The organism is Inquilinus sp. (assembly GCF_057815775.1).
In genome coordinates this window covers 17,335-31,525 of the sequence record NZ_JBYRFX010000275.1, presented here as the reverse complement: position 1 = coordinate 31,525, position 14,191 = coordinate 17,335, and the positions used below count along the sequence as shown (strand labels likewise).

At 67.0% G+C, this 14,191-nt stretch carries 12 protein-coding genes; 3 read left to right on the top strand and 9 right to left on the bottom strand.

The window, feature by feature from the left end; all coding sequences use genetic code 11:
* The 6 genes from AC3XYG_RS09835 to AC3XYG_RS09810 all read right to left on the bottom strand — a co-directional run.
* A partial coding sequence (locus AC3XYG_RS09835; RefSeq protein ID WP_489139644.1) for a 5-deoxy-glucuronate isomerase occupies window positions 1-398 on the bottom strand: 398 nt, incomplete at its 3' end.
* Entirely contained in the window at window positions 391-1,446 is a 1,056-nt protein-coding gene (locus tag AC3XYG_RS09830) for an ABC transporter ATP-binding protein (RefSeq protein WP_489139643.1), read from the bottom strand. The genes AC3XYG_RS09830 and AC3XYG_RS09835, both read right to left, overlap by 8 nt.
* Entirely contained in the window at window positions 1,439-2,527 is a 1,089-nt protein-coding gene (locus AC3XYG_RS09825; protein ID WP_489139642.1) for an ABC transporter ATP-binding protein, read from the bottom strand. The genes AC3XYG_RS09830 and AC3XYG_RS09825 overlap by 8 nt, the downstream gene beginning before the upstream one ends.
* Window positions 2,505-3,638: an ABC transporter permease gene (locus AC3XYG_RS09820; RefSeq protein ID WP_489139641.1), complete on the bottom strand. Its 1,134-nt coding sequence runs from the start codon at window positions 3,636-3,638 to the stop codon at window positions 2,505-2,507. Before AC3XYG_RS09820 ends, AC3XYG_RS09825 begins: the two co-directional genes overlap by 23 nt.
* A gap of 11 nt (window positions 3,639-3,649) precedes the next feature.
* Complete coding sequence (locus tag AC3XYG_RS09815; RefSeq protein WP_489139640.1) at window positions 3,650-4,636, bottom strand: ABC transporter permease; 987 nt, start codon at window positions 4,634-4,636, stop codon at window positions 3,650-3,652.
* Between the two features lie 36 nt (window positions 4,637-4,672).
* Window positions 4,673-6,589: an ABC transporter substrate-binding protein gene (locus AC3XYG_RS09810; protein WP_489139639.1), complete on the bottom strand. Its 1,917-nt coding sequence runs from the start codon at window positions 6,587-6,589 to the stop codon at window positions 4,673-4,675.
* Between the two features lie 164 nt (window positions 6,590-6,753).
* On the opposite strand from AC3XYG_RS09810, the gene AC3XYG_RS09805 reads away from it, so the two are divergent.
* On the top strand, window positions 6,754-7,767 hold the full coding sequence (locus tag AC3XYG_RS09805) for a LacI family DNA-binding transcriptional regulator (RefSeq protein ID WP_489139638.1): 1,014 nt from the start codon (window positions 6,754-6,756) through the stop codon (window positions 7,765-7,767).
* Between the two features lie 113 nt (window positions 7,768-7,880).
* On the opposite strand, the gene AC3XYG_RS09800 is transcribed toward AC3XYG_RS09805, so the two are convergent.
* The 3 genes from AC3XYG_RS09800 to AC3XYG_RS09790 all read right to left on the bottom strand — a co-directional run bounded on the left by AC3XYG_RS09800 (window position 7,881) and on the right by AC3XYG_RS09790 (window position 9,594).
* Window positions 7,881-8,087, bottom strand: coding sequence for a hypothetical protein (locus AC3XYG_RS09800; protein WP_489139637.1), 207 nt, complete (start codon window positions 8,085-8,087; stop codon window positions 7,881-7,883).
* A gap of 89 nt (window positions 8,088-8,176) precedes the next feature.
* The gene (locus AC3XYG_RS09795; RefSeq protein WP_489139636.1) at window positions 8,177-8,383 is read right to left on the bottom strand and encodes a hypothetical protein; all 207 of its coding nucleotides are present in this window, start codon (window positions 8,381-8,383) and stop codon (window positions 8,177-8,179) included.
* A gap of 458 nt (window positions 8,384-8,841) precedes the next feature.
* The gene (locus AC3XYG_RS09790) at window positions 8,842-9,594 is read right to left on the bottom strand and encodes a response regulator (protein WP_489139635.1); all 753 of its coding nucleotides are present in this window, start codon (window positions 9,592-9,594) and stop codon (window positions 8,842-8,844) included.
* A 299-nt stretch (window positions 9,595-9,893) separates the two neighbouring features.
* Here AC3XYG_RS09790 and AC3XYG_RS09785 point away from each other — a divergent pair, with 299 nt between their 5' ends.
* Complete coding sequence (locus AC3XYG_RS09785; RefSeq protein WP_489139634.1) at window positions 9,894-12,722, top strand: ATP-binding protein; 2,829 nt, start codon at window positions 9,894-9,896, stop codon at window positions 12,720-12,722.
* A gap of 130 nt (window positions 12,723-12,852) precedes the next feature.
* Window positions 12,853-14,175, top strand: coding sequence for an LLM class flavin-dependent oxidoreductase (locus AC3XYG_RS09780; RefSeq protein WP_489139633.1), 1,323 nt, complete (start codon window positions 12,853-12,855; stop codon window positions 14,173-14,175).
* Window positions 14,176-14,191: the final 16 nt, after the last annotated feature.

The following is a 14,191-nucleotide window of genomic DNA, read 5'->3' as shown; positions in this document are numbered from 1 at the left end:
TGCGTGCCCAGCGACCCGACATCGACCATCGCGACCTCTTCCGGCGGGATGCGGAAGGCGGCGTGGTGCTCCGTGCTCAGCCCGCCGCCGATGGCGATCTCGGCCGGCCCCGCCCCTGCGGTGATGCGGATGGCGCTGCCGACCGGGGCATAGACCGAATCCGCCGGGCCCGACCAGATGTCGGCACGGCGGCCGACAGCCGCGAACACCTCGCCGTCCACCGTGATGTCGACCGTGCCGGACAGCACCGCGACGATGCTTTCATGCTTCGGCAGCGACGTCTCGAAGGCCTCGCCCGGCTGAAGCACGACCAGGTTGAAATACACGCTGGCCATGCGCGGATCGTGTTCGAGGATCGGCCGGTTGCGGTTGTCGAAGCGGCGGATGATGTCAGGCATGTGCGACCTGCTGGTTCTGATCGGAGAGGACGCCGCTGAGATCGAGGTCGGCGGCGTAGTGGCATGCGGCGGCGTGGCCGCCGAAATCCTGCAGCGGCGGCTTGGTGGTGCGGCAGAGATCGGTGGCGAAGCGGCAGCGTGGATGGAAGGCGCAGCCCGACGGCCGGTTGGCAGGGTCCGCCACCTCGCCCTTCAGCTGGATGCGCCGGCGCTGGCGCTGTCGCCGCGGGTCGGGCACCGGCAGCGCCGACAGCAGCGCCTCGGTGTAGGGGTGGCGCGGCCGGGTGTAGAGCTCGTCGATCTTGGCGATCTCGACGATCTGGCCGACATACATCACCACGACGCGGTCGCAGATGTACTGGATGACGCTGAGGTCGTGGCTGACGAACAGGTAGGTCAGCCCGAATTCCTCCTGCAGATCCTTCAAGAGGTTCAGGGTCTGGGCCCGGACGCTGACGTCCAGCGCCGACACCGCCTCGTCCAGGATCACCAGCCGCGGCCGGGTGGCGAGCGCCCGGGCGATGCCGATGCGCTGCCGTTCGCCGCCGGAGAAGGCGTGCGGGTAGCGGCCGGCATATTCCGGCCGCAGGCCGACCCGCTCCATCAGCCCGGCGACCAGGCCGGGGATCTCGCGATTCGTCGCCAGGCCATTGACGCGCAGCACCTCGCTGATGATGTCGATCACCGTCATGCGCGGGTCGAGCGAGGCCTGCGGGTCCTGGAACACGAAGCGCAGGTCGGTGCAGTAGGGCCGCCGCTGCTTCTCGCTGAGGGTGGCCAGGTCGACCTCCCGCCCCTGCGGGTCGCGATAGGCGATGTGGCCGCCCGTCGGCTTGTGCGCGCCCAGCAGGCAGCGGGTGACGGTGGATTTGCCGCAGCCGGATTCCCCGACCAGCCCCAGCGTCTCGCCCTGGCGGATGTCGAAGGACACGCCGTCGACCGCGCGCACCGGATTGGACCGGCCCGACCGGAACATGCGGACGCGGGGGGCGAACACCATCTCCAGGTCGCGCACCTGAAGCAGGTTTTGCGGCGCAAGCTCAGCCATGCAGGGCGCTCCTGATCGACGGCGCCGGGTCGGCGCGTTCCTGCAGCACGCAGCGCGCGGTGCGGCCGGCACCGAGCACGACCTGCGGCGGCTCGCGCACATCGCAGACGCCGGCGATCGCCTGGTCGCAGCGCGGGTGGAAGGCGCAGCCCGTCGGCCGGTTGAAGGCCGACGGCACCAGGCCGCGGATCGCCGCCAGCCGCCGCACCCGCTGGCGCGACAGGGTCGGCACCGATTTCAGCAGCGCCTGGGTGTAGGGGTGGCGCGGGTCGTAGAAGATCTCGTCGACCGTCCCGGTTTCGACCACCTTGCCGAGATACATCACCGCGACCTGGTCGGCGACATCGGCCACCACGCCCAGGTCATGGGTGATGAACAGGATCGACAGGCCGTGCTCCGCCTGCAGCTTCTTGAACAGGTCGAGGATGTTGGCCTGGGTGGTGACATCCAGCGCCGTGGTCGGTTCGTCGGCGATGATCAGCCGGGGGCCGCAGGCCAGCGCCAGGGCGATGCAGACCCGCTGCCGCATGCCGCCGGAGAATTCGAAGGGATAGCTGTCCAGCCGCTCGGCCGGGCGCGGGATGCCGACATCGTTCAGGCATTCCAGCGCCCGGTCGCGCGCCTGCTTGCGGTTCAGCCCCATATGCTGGCGGATCACGACGTCGAGCTGCTGGCCGACGGTGTGGACCGGCGACAGCGCCGCCATCGGCTCCTGCGACACCAGCGAGATCTCGGCGCCGCGGATGGCGCGGATCGCCGGGCCGCGCGGCGGCAGGCTGCCGATATCGACCAGCGGCCCCGCAGCACTGCGATAGGTGATGCGCCCGCCGGCAATCCGCACCCGGTCGGGCAGCAGGTTCATCAGCGCCCGGCCCGTCAGGCTCTTGCCCGAGCCGGATTCGCCGACGATGCACAAGGTCTTGCCGGCCGGCAGCTCGAAGCTGACGCCATCGACCGGGCGGATCAGCCCGTCCTCGGTGCCGATCTGGATCTGCAGGTCTTCGACCCGCAGCAGCAGGCCGTCGTCCAGCACCGGCGCGGCCGGATTGGCGCGCGGTTCAGTTGTAGGGGTCGGCGGCATCGCGGATCCCATCACCCAGGAAGTTGAGGGCCAGCACGGCCACGACTACGGCGATGCCCGGCGCGAACAGCCAGGGCGCCGTGGTCACGGCCAGCAGGTTCTGCGCGTCCTTCAGCAGCACGCCCCAGCTGATCACCGGCGGCTTGATGCCGATGCCGAGAAAGCTGAGCGCGGTTTCGGCCAGGATCATCGCCGGGATCGCCAGCGTCACCGAGGCGATGATGTGGCTGATGAAGGACGGCACCATGTGCCGCCAGATCACCCGCTGGCGGGAACAGCCGTCAAGGCGGGCGGCCAGCACGAAATCCTCGGTCCGCAGCGCCAGGAACCGGCCGCGGACGACGCGCGCCAGGTCGGTCCAGCCGATCAGCGACAGGATCACCGTGATCCAGAAATAGACCATCAGCGGCGCGATGTTGGTCGGGATCGCGGCGGCCAGGCCCATCCACAGCGGGATGGTCGGGATCGACTTCAGCAGGTCGATCGTGCGCTGCACCACCTCGTCCACCCAGCCGCCGTAATAGCCGGAGATGCCGCCGAGCAGGATGCCCAGGAACAGGCTGATGGCGACGCCGACCAGGCCGATCGACATCGAGATGCGGGCGCCGTGGATGGTCAGGGACAGCACGTCGCGGCCCAGCCGGTCGGCACCCCACAGGTAGAACGGCGCCTTCGGGTCGACCGGCCCGATCAGGTGCCGGTCCCACGGGATCAGGCCGAGGAGATAGTAGGGCTCGCCCTTCACGAACAGCCCGACCGGGATCACCGCCTTGGGGTCGCCGACATAGACGCGCTGCACCGTCAGCGGGTCGACCGTGCTCTTGATGCCGTTGACATAGGCCAGCACGAAATTGCCCTGGGCGTCGTGGCCGCCGAAGCGCAGCATCTGCGGCGGCGCGTAGGTGTAGCGCGAGTTGTAGGTGTCGGGCCCGGTCGGGGCGATGATCTCGGCGAAGGCCGCGACCAGGTAGATCCCGATCACCACCACGCCGCTCCAGCAGGCCAGCTTGTGCCGCCGGAAGCGCCGCCAGATCAGGCTCCACTGGCCCCGTTCGGCGCTGCGCGAGCGCAGTGCCGGGGCTGCAGCAGAGGTCGGCTGGGCGATGGCCATGGCGCCCTCCCTCACATGTGCCGCACGCGTGGGTCGAGCCACGCGAGCAGCAGATCGGAAATGAAGCTGCCGAGCACCGTCAGGGCGCTGAGCATCAGGATGAAGGACCCGGCGAGGTACATGTCCTGGGTCAGCAGGGCGCCGAGCAGCAGCGGCCCCGCGGTCGGCAGGCTGAGCACCACCCCGACGATGACGGTGCCGGAGACCAGGTTGGGCAGGATCCAGCCGATGGTCGAGACGAAGGGGTTGAGCGCGACCCGCACGGGATAGCGCAGCAGCACCGTCATCTCCGGCAGCCCCGCCGCCCGGGCGGTGGTGACATAGGGCTTGTTCAGCTCGTCCAGCAGATTGGCCCGCATGATCCGGACCAGCGACGCGGTGCCGTGCACCGCCAGCACGAACACCGGCAGGTACAGATGCGCCGCGAGGTCGACGACCTTGCCCCAGCCCCAGGGCGCATTGATGTATTCGGCGGAGAAGAAGCCGCCGGAATCGGCGCCGAGGAAGCGCGACAGTACGAACATCAGCACCAGGGCCAAGAGGAAGCTGGGGATCGCCAGGCCGAGGAAGCTGAGGAAGGTGACGATATAGTCCAGCGTCGAATATCGCCGCACCGCGCTGTAGATGCCGACCGGCAGCGAGATCGCCCAGGTCACGATCAAGGTGATGAAGGACAGCAGCAGGGTCATGCCCAGCCGGTCCCACATCAGCAGGGCGACCGGCTGGTTCCATTCGAAGGACTGGCCGAAATCGCCTGAGAAGACGATGTTCGAAATCCAGCGCCAGTACTGGATATACCAGGGCTGGCCGAGTCCGTACTGGGCGCGCAGCGAATCCAGCATCGAGGCATCGACCACCCCGCCCTGCTCGGAATACCGGGCGACATAGCTGGTCAGGAAGTCGCCCGGCGGCAGCTGGATGACGATGAACACGACGAAGGACACCGCCGCCAGCGTCAAGACCATGTACATCAGGCGGCGCAGCAGAAATCGAAGCATCGCGATCCCGGTTCGGCTGTTCGAGGGGCGGCCCGATTACTCGTAGAAGTAGGTTTCCGGGTTGGTCGGCCCCGGCGTCAGGTAGAACACCGTGTCCGGCATCTCGTCGGGCACGTTCTTCATGTTGGTCTTCACCACGCCGACATTGTCCGGCGCCATGACCGTGCCGATCACCCAGAACTGGTCGCGGGTGATGGCGAGGATCTTCTTCATCACCTCGATCTGGCGCGCCGTGGTCGGCTGGGCCTTCAGCTCCTCATACAGCTCCTGCTGCTCGCGGGCCGGGCCGGTCGGCTCGATCGCGTTCGGGTCCTTGGGGTTCTGGTACCAGATGCCCCAGGCGGAGCCGAAGGCCGACTGGTCGCTCGACGGGAAGTACCATTTCGGGTCGAGCAGCCCGAGGAAGTCGTAGCCGCCGCCGCCGAGCCAGACCTGGCCCTGTTCGTCATTGGCCAGCGAGCGGGCGAAGATGAAGGACTGTTCGATCGCCTTGACCTGCATGTCGATGCCGACGTCGCGCCAGTATTTCCGGATCAGCTCGAGCGCATCGACATGGTATTTGCGCGAGGCCAGGGCATCGATGGCGAAGGAGATGCGCTTGCCGTCCGGTCCCAGTCGGAAGCCGTCCGAATCCTTCTTGTCGAAGCCGGCGGCGTCCAGCATCTGGTTGGCCTTGGCTGGATCGTATTCCGTGTACTGGTTGGCCATGGTCTCGTCATACAGCGCCATGTCCGGCCGCGGCGCCGCCTGGTAGGGCTGGGACAGCCCGGCATAGATCAGCTGGTTCAGCTCGTCGCGGTTGATCGCCAGCGACAGGGCGATGCGGAAGTCGCGGTTCTGGAACACCTTGCGCAGGCTTTCGTCCTTCACCGTCTCGTTCAGGCAGATCAGCATCGAATTGGAATAGGCCGGCCGCGCCCGGAACAGGCGATAGCCGCCCTGGTCCCGATGCTGGGCCAGCACCGCCTGGGTTTCGATGCCGTCGAGGCCGAGCGACTGCATGTCGAGCTGGCCGTTGATCGCCTTCAGCACCAGCCCCTGGGTGTCGCCGACGATGTCGTAGGTGACGCGGTCGATATAGGGCAGCTGGTTGCCGTCCGGATCGACCTTGAAGAAGTAGGGGTTGCGCTCGGCCACCACCTGGGTCGTGCCGTTATAGGGCACGGTCAGCACCCAGGGGTCGAGCACCGGGCGCCCGACATCGCGCCAGCGGCTGGCATTCTGCTGCGCCGTCTTGTTCTGGAACAGGGTGTTCCAGTTCGGCACGCCGGCCGCCTTGACCAGGGCGTCGATGCCGTCCGGGTTATACTTCTTGTGGAACTGTTTGAGATAATGGCTCGGCGACGCCGCCAGGATGTCGGCGCCCAACTGCGATGCCAGGGTCGGCAGGAACAGGCCGTTCGGCTTGGCGAAGCGGAAGATCACGGTCTCGTCGTCGACCTTCTCGACCGTCACCGGCTGGCCGCCGGCCTGGAGCCAGCGCGGCACCGCCGGCGTCAGCTCCTTGTTCATCAGCACGTCCTGGTACCAGAACATCAGGTCGTCGGCGTTGAAGGGCGACCCGTCCGACCACTTCATCCCCTTGCGCAGATGGAAGGTGAAGGCGGTGGCGTCGTCATTGGTGTCGACGGATTCGGCGACGTCGGGCACCACGTCGGTCCAGGCCGGGTTCCAGCGCACCAGCCGGGTGTAGCCGATGCCCCGCTCCAGCGCGCCGTCCGACCCGCCGACCACCGCCTGCCGCCAGGTGCCGCCGTATTTGCCGGTCTGGTCGAGCGGCTTGACCACCAGCGGATGCTCCGGCAGCCGCTGGTCCAGCGGCGGCAGCTTGCCGGCCGTCACCTCGGCGGTCAGCGTCGGTGCCTCGTGATAGTCGGCAGCGGAGGCCCCCGCGCCCAGCAGGATCATCGGGACCAAGGCCGCGCCCCACAGCGCATGTCTCATCACGCCCATCTGGAATCCTCCCATCTGCATCGATTCTCGATCTTATGTTCGACTTGATACCGTTAACGTTAACTCTCGTCAACAGGGCTTGCCGGATACGAAAATTCTACGTATTCAATTGAAGGAACGGCCCCCGCCCGGCCGAAACGACCCAAGACTCCGTTAACGATAACATGCAACGCACCGTCAAGCCCCCGCCGCCTCGCGGCGCCACCCTGTCGGATGTGGCGGCGGCCGCCGGCGTTTCGACCATGACGGCATCGCGGGTGATGAACGGCCGCGGCGGGGCGAGCGAGGAGACCAAGGCCCGGGTGCTGGCGGCGGCGACCACCCTGGCCTACCGCCCCAACACCTTCGCCCGCGGCCTGAAGGGCGACCGGTCCTTCACCGTCGGCATCGTGGTGCCTGATATCGGCAACCCGTTCTTCCCCGAGATCATCAAGGGGGCCGAGCTGGCGGCGCGGGCCCGCGGCTTCACGCTGCTGACCTGCAATGTGGTGGAGGACCCGGAGCGGGAGGCGGAGGTGCTGGCGACGCTGCTGGACCACCGCGTCGACGGCGTCATAGTCTGCAGCGCGCGGCTGGACGACAAGCGCCTGCAGCAGGCGATCGAGCCGCACCGCGCCGCCGTGCTGATCAACCGGCCGATGTCGCGCCGCATCGCCGGCACCATCGAGATCGACTTCCGCACCGGCCTGGCCGCCGCGACCCGGCTGCTGATCGGCCGCGGCCGCCGGCGCATCGCCTATATCGGCGGCCTCGCCACCTCCTATTCCGGCCGCATGCGCCGGGCCGGCATCATCGATGCCCTGACCGAACAGGGGCTGGAACTGACGCTGGAAGAAGCGACGACGCCGAACCTGGAGGGCGGCATCGCCGCGGCCCGCCGCCTGTCGGAGAGCGGGACCGGGATCGATGCCATCATCTGCTACAACGACCTGGTCGCCATCGGCGCTATGTCGGTCGTCCACGATAAGGGGCTGACGGTGCCCGGCGACATCGCCATCCTGGGCTGCGACGACATCCTGCCGGCCCGGCTGGTCAACCCGCCGCTGTCGACCATGCATGTCGCCAAGCAGGATCTGGGCGACGCCGCCATGCGCATGCTGATCGACCGGATCGAAGGCCGCAGCCTGCAGCAGTCGATCACCATCGAACCCGAGCTGATCGAGCGCGGCACGACCTGAGCGATCGTTGAAAGCAAAGTTCAATGAAAACGAGGAAGCCCGGAGACAGTGGTCCCCGGGCCTTCCATATCGCGAACGGTCTGGCTGCCGATTATAAATCCGCAGTCTGCGGATTACAGGCAGTCGCGACGGCAGCCGGCCAGCTGCAGACCGCTGTGCGTCTTCGCCGAGTCAGTCGAGGCGGCACTGGTCTTGGACGTCGCGCTCGTCTGCGTGCGAATGGTGTTTCCGCTCAAGCTGCCGGTCGACGCGACCGCTGCGGCCGAGATCGAGACAAGGCTGGCCAAGATCACCAGGCCGACGGACATGGACTTGATCATCGATAGTCTCCCTACACTGGTTGGCTTTGTATCCGCGATACAAGGCGTGGATTGTGAATACGCAGAGTCTTGAGGTCGTCGCCGGCGGATTACAGGCAGTCGCGGCGGCAACCGGCCAGTTGGACACCGCCATGCGTCTTGGCCGTGTCAGCCGACGCGGCCGTGGTCTTGGGGGTCGCGCTCGACTGCGTCTGAATGGCGTTGCCGCTCACATTGCCGGTCGACGCGACGGCCGCTGCCGAAAGCGAAACCACGCTGGCCAGGATCGCCAGGCCGAGGGTCATGGACTTGGTCATCGTTTCCTCCTGATGCTGGTCGGCCCTGTATCTGCAAGACAAGGCGCGACGTTATGTTAAACAAAATTCCTTGAGTTCTGCGATTTTCCGTTCGGCAACCGTTTTTTCCAAGGCCACAAATCAATATCACTGAGAATTTCGGAATTATATTCGATGTGTAACATGAGGATCTGCAAATGATTGCCATTGAAACAAACACGATTTTTGGTGCGAAGGCCGCCGTCCATGGGCGCGTACGGCGCCCGCCTGCCGTGCGGACATGCCGGGACGGGATGGATTGCGTACCGGCTGTCGTGTGCTGCGCCATGGTGTTGGGCAGAGGCCGGGACCATCGGCCAGGTGACCGCCATCCATCATCGGGAAGGCCGCTTTGCCACGAAAAAGGACAGCGTCTTTCCAGACGCTGTCCTCATTCGAAGATTGGTCAGAGAAGCGGCTGATTACCTAACATTATAATCTCAGGTTTCTGTCACCGGCAGGGTGAAGACATAGCCGATGTCGCGTTCTGTTCGAATCATCTTTGGCGACCTGATGTCGATCTCCAACTTTCGCCGCAACCGAAGGATCTGGACATCCATCGCCCGGTCGGTGATGTCGTCATGAATCCGGGTCGCCCGCTTCAGCTGCAAGCGGGTGAGCGGCCGCTGCGGCGCCTCCAGAAGGGCCACGAGCAACGCATATTCGGTCTTCGACAGCATAGCCCTGTGTCCGTCGGACCGGCTCAGTTGCCGGAGATACTTGTCCAGATGCCATGGGCCGAAACGATATCCCGAAGGCTCCTGGTGCTGTTCCGGCACGGTGTGATCGGTGCTGCGGCGCCGCAGCACGGCCCGGCATCGGGCCAAGAGTTCGCGCAGTCCGACGGGCTTGGTCACATAATCGTCGGCGCCGAGTTCCAGCGCCACGACCCGGTCGGCCTCCTCGCCGCATTGCCCGGTCACGATGATCGCCGAGCCCGAGCCCGACCGGAGTTCGCGCAGGAGCTCAAACCCGCCGCCATGCGGCGGCGACAGATCCAGGATCACCAGATCCGGCCTGTTGTCGGCAGCGTAGCGGGCCAGTTGCTGGTGCTGGGCCACGCCGATCGTGTAGATCCCATACGTCTCGAAGTGCGAGACGATCAGCCCCCGGATGTCCGCATTGTCATCGACGATTAGGACATGGTGCTGCGAACAGCCGCGCGCAGCTTGGGCGGCGAGGTGGGTTGGCAATGGGCTCTCCCGGTCGAACCGTGCATTTGGAAACGGTTTCGGTTGGCTTCGATCGGACTGGACGGTCTCGACCAACGGAGAAAGCGTAAGCGCGTCTCGAACCCGGCGACGACTTAAGACCCATGAAGAAATCTGAAGTATCCTGAAGCAACCTGGGCGCCCGGGAATATTCAGATTCTGCTGTCTCTGCCGGAACGAGAGGGGCCGCCTATTGCTTTCTCTGCACCGGGACCCTTAGCTGGGAAACGGCGATCACGGACAACTGAGACATCATTGCCTTGAGACACGTCGAAGCGCGCGTGTTTGCGTTGCACGGATGGGAGATCGACCTCTCGAAGCGAGAGCTCCGGACCTATGGATCAGCGGTTCCGATCGGCAGCCGCGCCTTCGAGATCATGGAGATGCTCGTCCAGTCGGCGGGCGAGGTCGTGACCAAGGATGATCTGATGCGGCGGGTGTGGCCCGGCCTCGCGGTCGAGGAGAACACGGTCCAGGTCCATATCTCCGCGATCCGCAAGGCCCTCGGCCCGGACCGTGAGATGCTGAAGACGATCTCCGGTCGCGGCTACTGCCTGCTGGGCGACTGGGCGGCGCATCCGGCAGCCTTGGCTGTGCAGACGGCCGAGGCCGGCCTGGCCCAGCCGGCGGCCCATCCGTTCACGACCAATGTTCCGATGGCGGCGTCGGCCCTCGTCGGCCGGGAGACGGCCATCCGGCAGTTGCGCGACCTGGTCTCCACCTCCCGGATCGTGACCCTGACGGGGGCCGGCGGCATCGGCAAGACGGTGCTGGCGTCCGAAGTCGCGCGCGGGCTGTTTCCGCAGCTGGCGGGAGACGTCCTGTTCGTCGAGCTGGTCTCGCTGTCCGATCCCGGCCTGGTACCATCGACGGTCGCCCAGGTGCTCGACCTGCAGCTGCATGGTGACGAGATCTCGGCGGAAGCGGTGGCGCGGGCGGTCGGCGGCCGCAGCCTCCTCCTGGTTCTCGACAATTGCGAACACGTCATCGACACCGCGGCGACAACAGCGGAAATCCTCGTGCGCTTCTGCCCGAACCTGTCGGTGCTGGCGACGAGCCGTGAGCTGCTGCGCATCGAGGGCGAGCTCGCCTACTGCGTCCCGGCGCTGGAGGTGCCGGCAGCGGATCCGGACGACGCCGGCGATGTGCTGGAGCACAGCGCGGTGCAGCTGTTCATCGCCCGGACGCGTTCGCTGCGGGCGGATTTCCGGCCGCAGGGCGATGAGCTGGCCGCGATCGCCGCGATCTGCCGACAGCTGGACGGCATCCCGCTCGCCATCGAGTTCGCCGCGGCCCGGACGGCGACGCTCGGCGTCCGGCAGGTCGCGGGTCGCCACGACGATCGCTTCGCCCTGCTCACCAGCGGCCGGCGCACGGCGGTGCCGCGGCACCAGACGCTGCGGGCGACACTGGACTGGAGCTACGAGCTGCTGCCCGAGATGGAGCGGCGGCTGCTCCGGCATCTCGCCATCTTCCCGGCAGGATTCAGCTTCGAGGCGGCCGCTTCCGTCGTGGGCGATGCGGAATCGAACGTCGCGCACGGCATTTCAAATCTGGTCTCGAAATCGCTGGTGACGCTGGACGGATCGGAGGCCGTTCCGCGCTGGCGGTTGCTCGAGACCGTGCGGATGTATGCCTTCGAGAAACTGGTGGATGGCGGCGAAGAGGCCCCGGCCATGCGCCGCCTCACGGAATTCTGCCTGGCATTTTTTGCGCCCTTCGCCGGGGATGGCGGACTTCAGGTCGCCGGCGACGATCTCGGTCCGTACCGCCGGGACATCGACACGCTTCGCGCCGCGCTGACATGGGCCTTCTCGGCCGGCGGCGATGCCGCCCTGGGGGTCGGGCTTGCCGCCGCCGTCAGTGATTTCTGGGTCGCCGTGTCGCGGGTTGCCGAAGCCGGCGAATGGGCCGCGACAGCGCTGGCGGAAATGGATGAACCGCTCGGCACCCGGCCGGAAATGATCCTGCTGTGCAGCCTCGGCTTCGCCCTGATCTACACGCAGGGCATGAGCGCCGGGGCACGCAAGGTTTTCATGGCGGCGCTGGCCCTGGCCCGGACGCTGGGGGATTTCGACTATCAGCAGCGGGCGACCTGCGGGCTCTGGCTGTTTTCCGCCCGCTCGATGGCCCTGGACGACGCGCTCCGGTTCGCGCGCGACTATGAGGCCGTCGCCAGGGATCGCGATGCCCAGTCCCGGGCGATAGCGGCCTGGATGGTCGGAATACCGCAGACTTACATGGCGATGCATGTCGAGGCGGGGGAGCGGCTCGACCATGCGATCCGGCAGTCGTCCGGGGCGGGGCGACACGGCGACATGCTGCGGCTCGGCGCCGATATCCGGACCTCCGCCGCGGCGCACAACACCGTCAATCTGGTGTCCCGCGGGCTTCTGGATACGGCCTCGCGAACGGCGGCAAGCACGATCGAGGATGCCCGCGCGACGAAGCAGCCTTTCGTGCTGTGCGTGGCCCTGGCCTGGGCGGCGGGCTTCGTCTCGCTGAGCCTCGGTGCGCTGGACCGGGCCCGGGACTATGGCGAGGAACTGGTCGACCACGCGTTCAAGCACGGATTGCAGCCGTTCCACGCGACGGGCCTGTGCGTCCGGGGCAGCCTCGCCGCCCGGCGGGGCGATCCTGAAGCAGGCATCGGTCCGCTGCGCGCCGGTCTCACCGGGATGCAGCGGGCCTCGTATCTGCTGTTCTATCCGTTCTTCCTGACGGAATTCGCCACGGCGCTGGGGGCCATGGGCCGTTTCGACGAAGGCCTCGACGAAATCGGCAAGGCGCTGTGCTTCGCGAAGCGGACGAAATACCACTGGTTCGTGCCGGAGATCCTGAGGGCCAAGGGCGATCTGCTGCTATGGCGCGGCTCCGACGACGCGACGTCGATCGAGAGCCTGTACCGCCAGTCGATAGACCAGGCCGGCGCGCAGGACGCCGTCTTTTGGGAGCTGTCTGCCGCGACCAGCCTGGCGGCCCTGCTGCGGCGCGAGCACCGGGACCGGGACGCGCACCAACTGCTGTCCCCCGTGTTCCATCGCCTCACCGAGGGCTTTTCCGCACCACGGGTGATGCAGGCCAGATTACTACTGGATCAATTGTCCTGATTTAACGGACCAGCCATACGGCAACGCACCGCACGGCCCCCGTTGCGAAACCGCGCCGGGCCCGGCAAGATGCGGGACGCCGCCGACCGAGAGCCCCGTAACGCGCCCGCATCAGGGCGAGAGGTGACCTTTGAGTCGCGACCGCCAGCTGCATCTCGGCGCCTTCATGCGCCCCGTCAGCATCCACACCGGCGCCTGGCGCTACCCCGGCGCCTATCCCGACGCCAACTTCAACTTCGGCCATCTCAAGCGCTTCGCCCAGACGCTGGAGCGCGGCCGGTTCGATGCCTTCTTCATGGCCGACCACCTGGCCGTGCTGAACATGCCGATCGAGGCGCTGAAGCGCAGCCACACCGTGACCTCGTTCGAGCCGTTCACCCTGCTGTCGGCCCTGGCCGGCGCCACCGAGCATATCGGCCTGGTCGCCACCGCCTCGACCACCTTCGACGCGCCCTACCACATCGCCCGCCGCTTCGCCTCGCTCGACCACATCAGCGGCGGCCGGGCCGGCTGGAACATCGTCACCACCTCCAACCCCGACGCGGCGCTGAACTTCGGCCTCGACGAGCATATGGAACATGGCGAGCGCTATGACCGCGCTCGCGAATTCTATGACGTCGTCACCGGCCTGTGGGACAGCTGGGCCGACGACGCCTTCATCCGCGATGTCGAGAGCGGCCTGTATTTCGACCCCGCCAAGCTGCATGTGCTGAACCACAAGGGCCCGCATCTGTCGGTGCGGGGGCCGCTGAACATCGCCCGGTCGCCGCAGGGCTGGCCGGTGATCGTGCAGGCCGGCGCCTCCGATGCCGGGCGCCAGCTGGCCGCCGAGACGGCGGAAATGGTGTTCGCCTCCGGCTCCAACCTCGCCGCCGGGCAGCGCTTCTACGCCGATGTGAAGGGCCGGATGGACGCGCTGGGCCGCAACCGCGACCATCTGAAGATCCTGCCCGGCGCCTTCGTCGTGGTCGGCGACACAGTGGAGGAGGCCCGCGCCAAACGGGCCAAGCTGGACAGCCTGGTGCATTACGAGAGCGCCATCGCCTCGCTGTCGATCGCGCTCGGCGTCGACGCCGCCGGCTTCGACCCGGATGGGCTGCTGCCGCCGATCCCGGAGACCAATGCCAGCAAGAGCGGCCGGCAGCGGGTGCTGGAGCTGGCCGAACGCGAGCGTCTGACCGTGCGCCAGCTGGCCCAGCGCCTCGGCGGCTATTCCGGCCTCGCCTTCGTCGGCACCCCCGCCACCATCGCGGACGAGATGGAGGAATGGCTGAAGACCGAAGGGTCGGACGGCTTCAACGTGATGTTCCCCTATCTGCCCGGCGGCCTTGACGATTTCGTCGACCGGGTGGTGCCGGAGCTGCAGCGCCGCGGCCTGTTCCGGCGGGAATACGAAGGCACGACGCTGCGCGAGAATCTGGGCCTGCCGCGACCGGCCAACCGGTTCTTCTAAACCCGGCCGGGGCCGG

Bases quoted from the DNA above. Each gene is read 5' to 3' on its own strand.
- AC3XYG_RS09830 (WP_489139643.1), bottom strand. From the start codon at position 1,446: ATGGCTGAGCTTGCGCCGCAAAACCTGCTTCAGGTGCGCGACCTGGAG.
- AC3XYG_RS09825 (WP_489139642.1), bottom strand. From the start codon at position 2,527: ATGCCGCCGACCCCTACAACTGAACCGCGCGCCAATCCGGCCGCGCCG.
- AC3XYG_RS09820 (WP_489139641.1), bottom strand. From the start codon at position 3,638: ATGGCCATCGCCCAGCCGACCTCTGCTGCAGCCCCGGCACTGCGCTCG.
- AC3XYG_RS09815 (WP_489139640.1), bottom strand. From the start codon at position 4,636: ATGCTTCGATTTCTGCTGCGCCGCCTGATGTACATGGTCTTGACGCTG.
- AC3XYG_RS09810 (WP_489139639.1), bottom strand. From the start codon at position 6,589: ATGGGCGTGATGAGACATGCGCTGTGGGGCGCGGCCTTGGTCCCGATG.
- AC3XYG_RS09805 (WP_489139638.1), top strand. From the start codon at position 6,754: ATGCAACGCACCGTCAAGCCCCCGCCGCCTCGCGGCGCCACCCTGTCG.
- AC3XYG_RS09800 (WP_489139637.1), bottom strand. From the start codon at position 8,087: ATGATCAAGTCCATGTCCGTCGGCCTGGTGATCTTGGCCAGCCTTGTC.
- AC3XYG_RS09795 (WP_489139636.1), bottom strand. From the start codon at position 8,383: ATGACCAAGTCCATGACCCTCGGCCTGGCGATCCTGGCCAGCGTGGTT.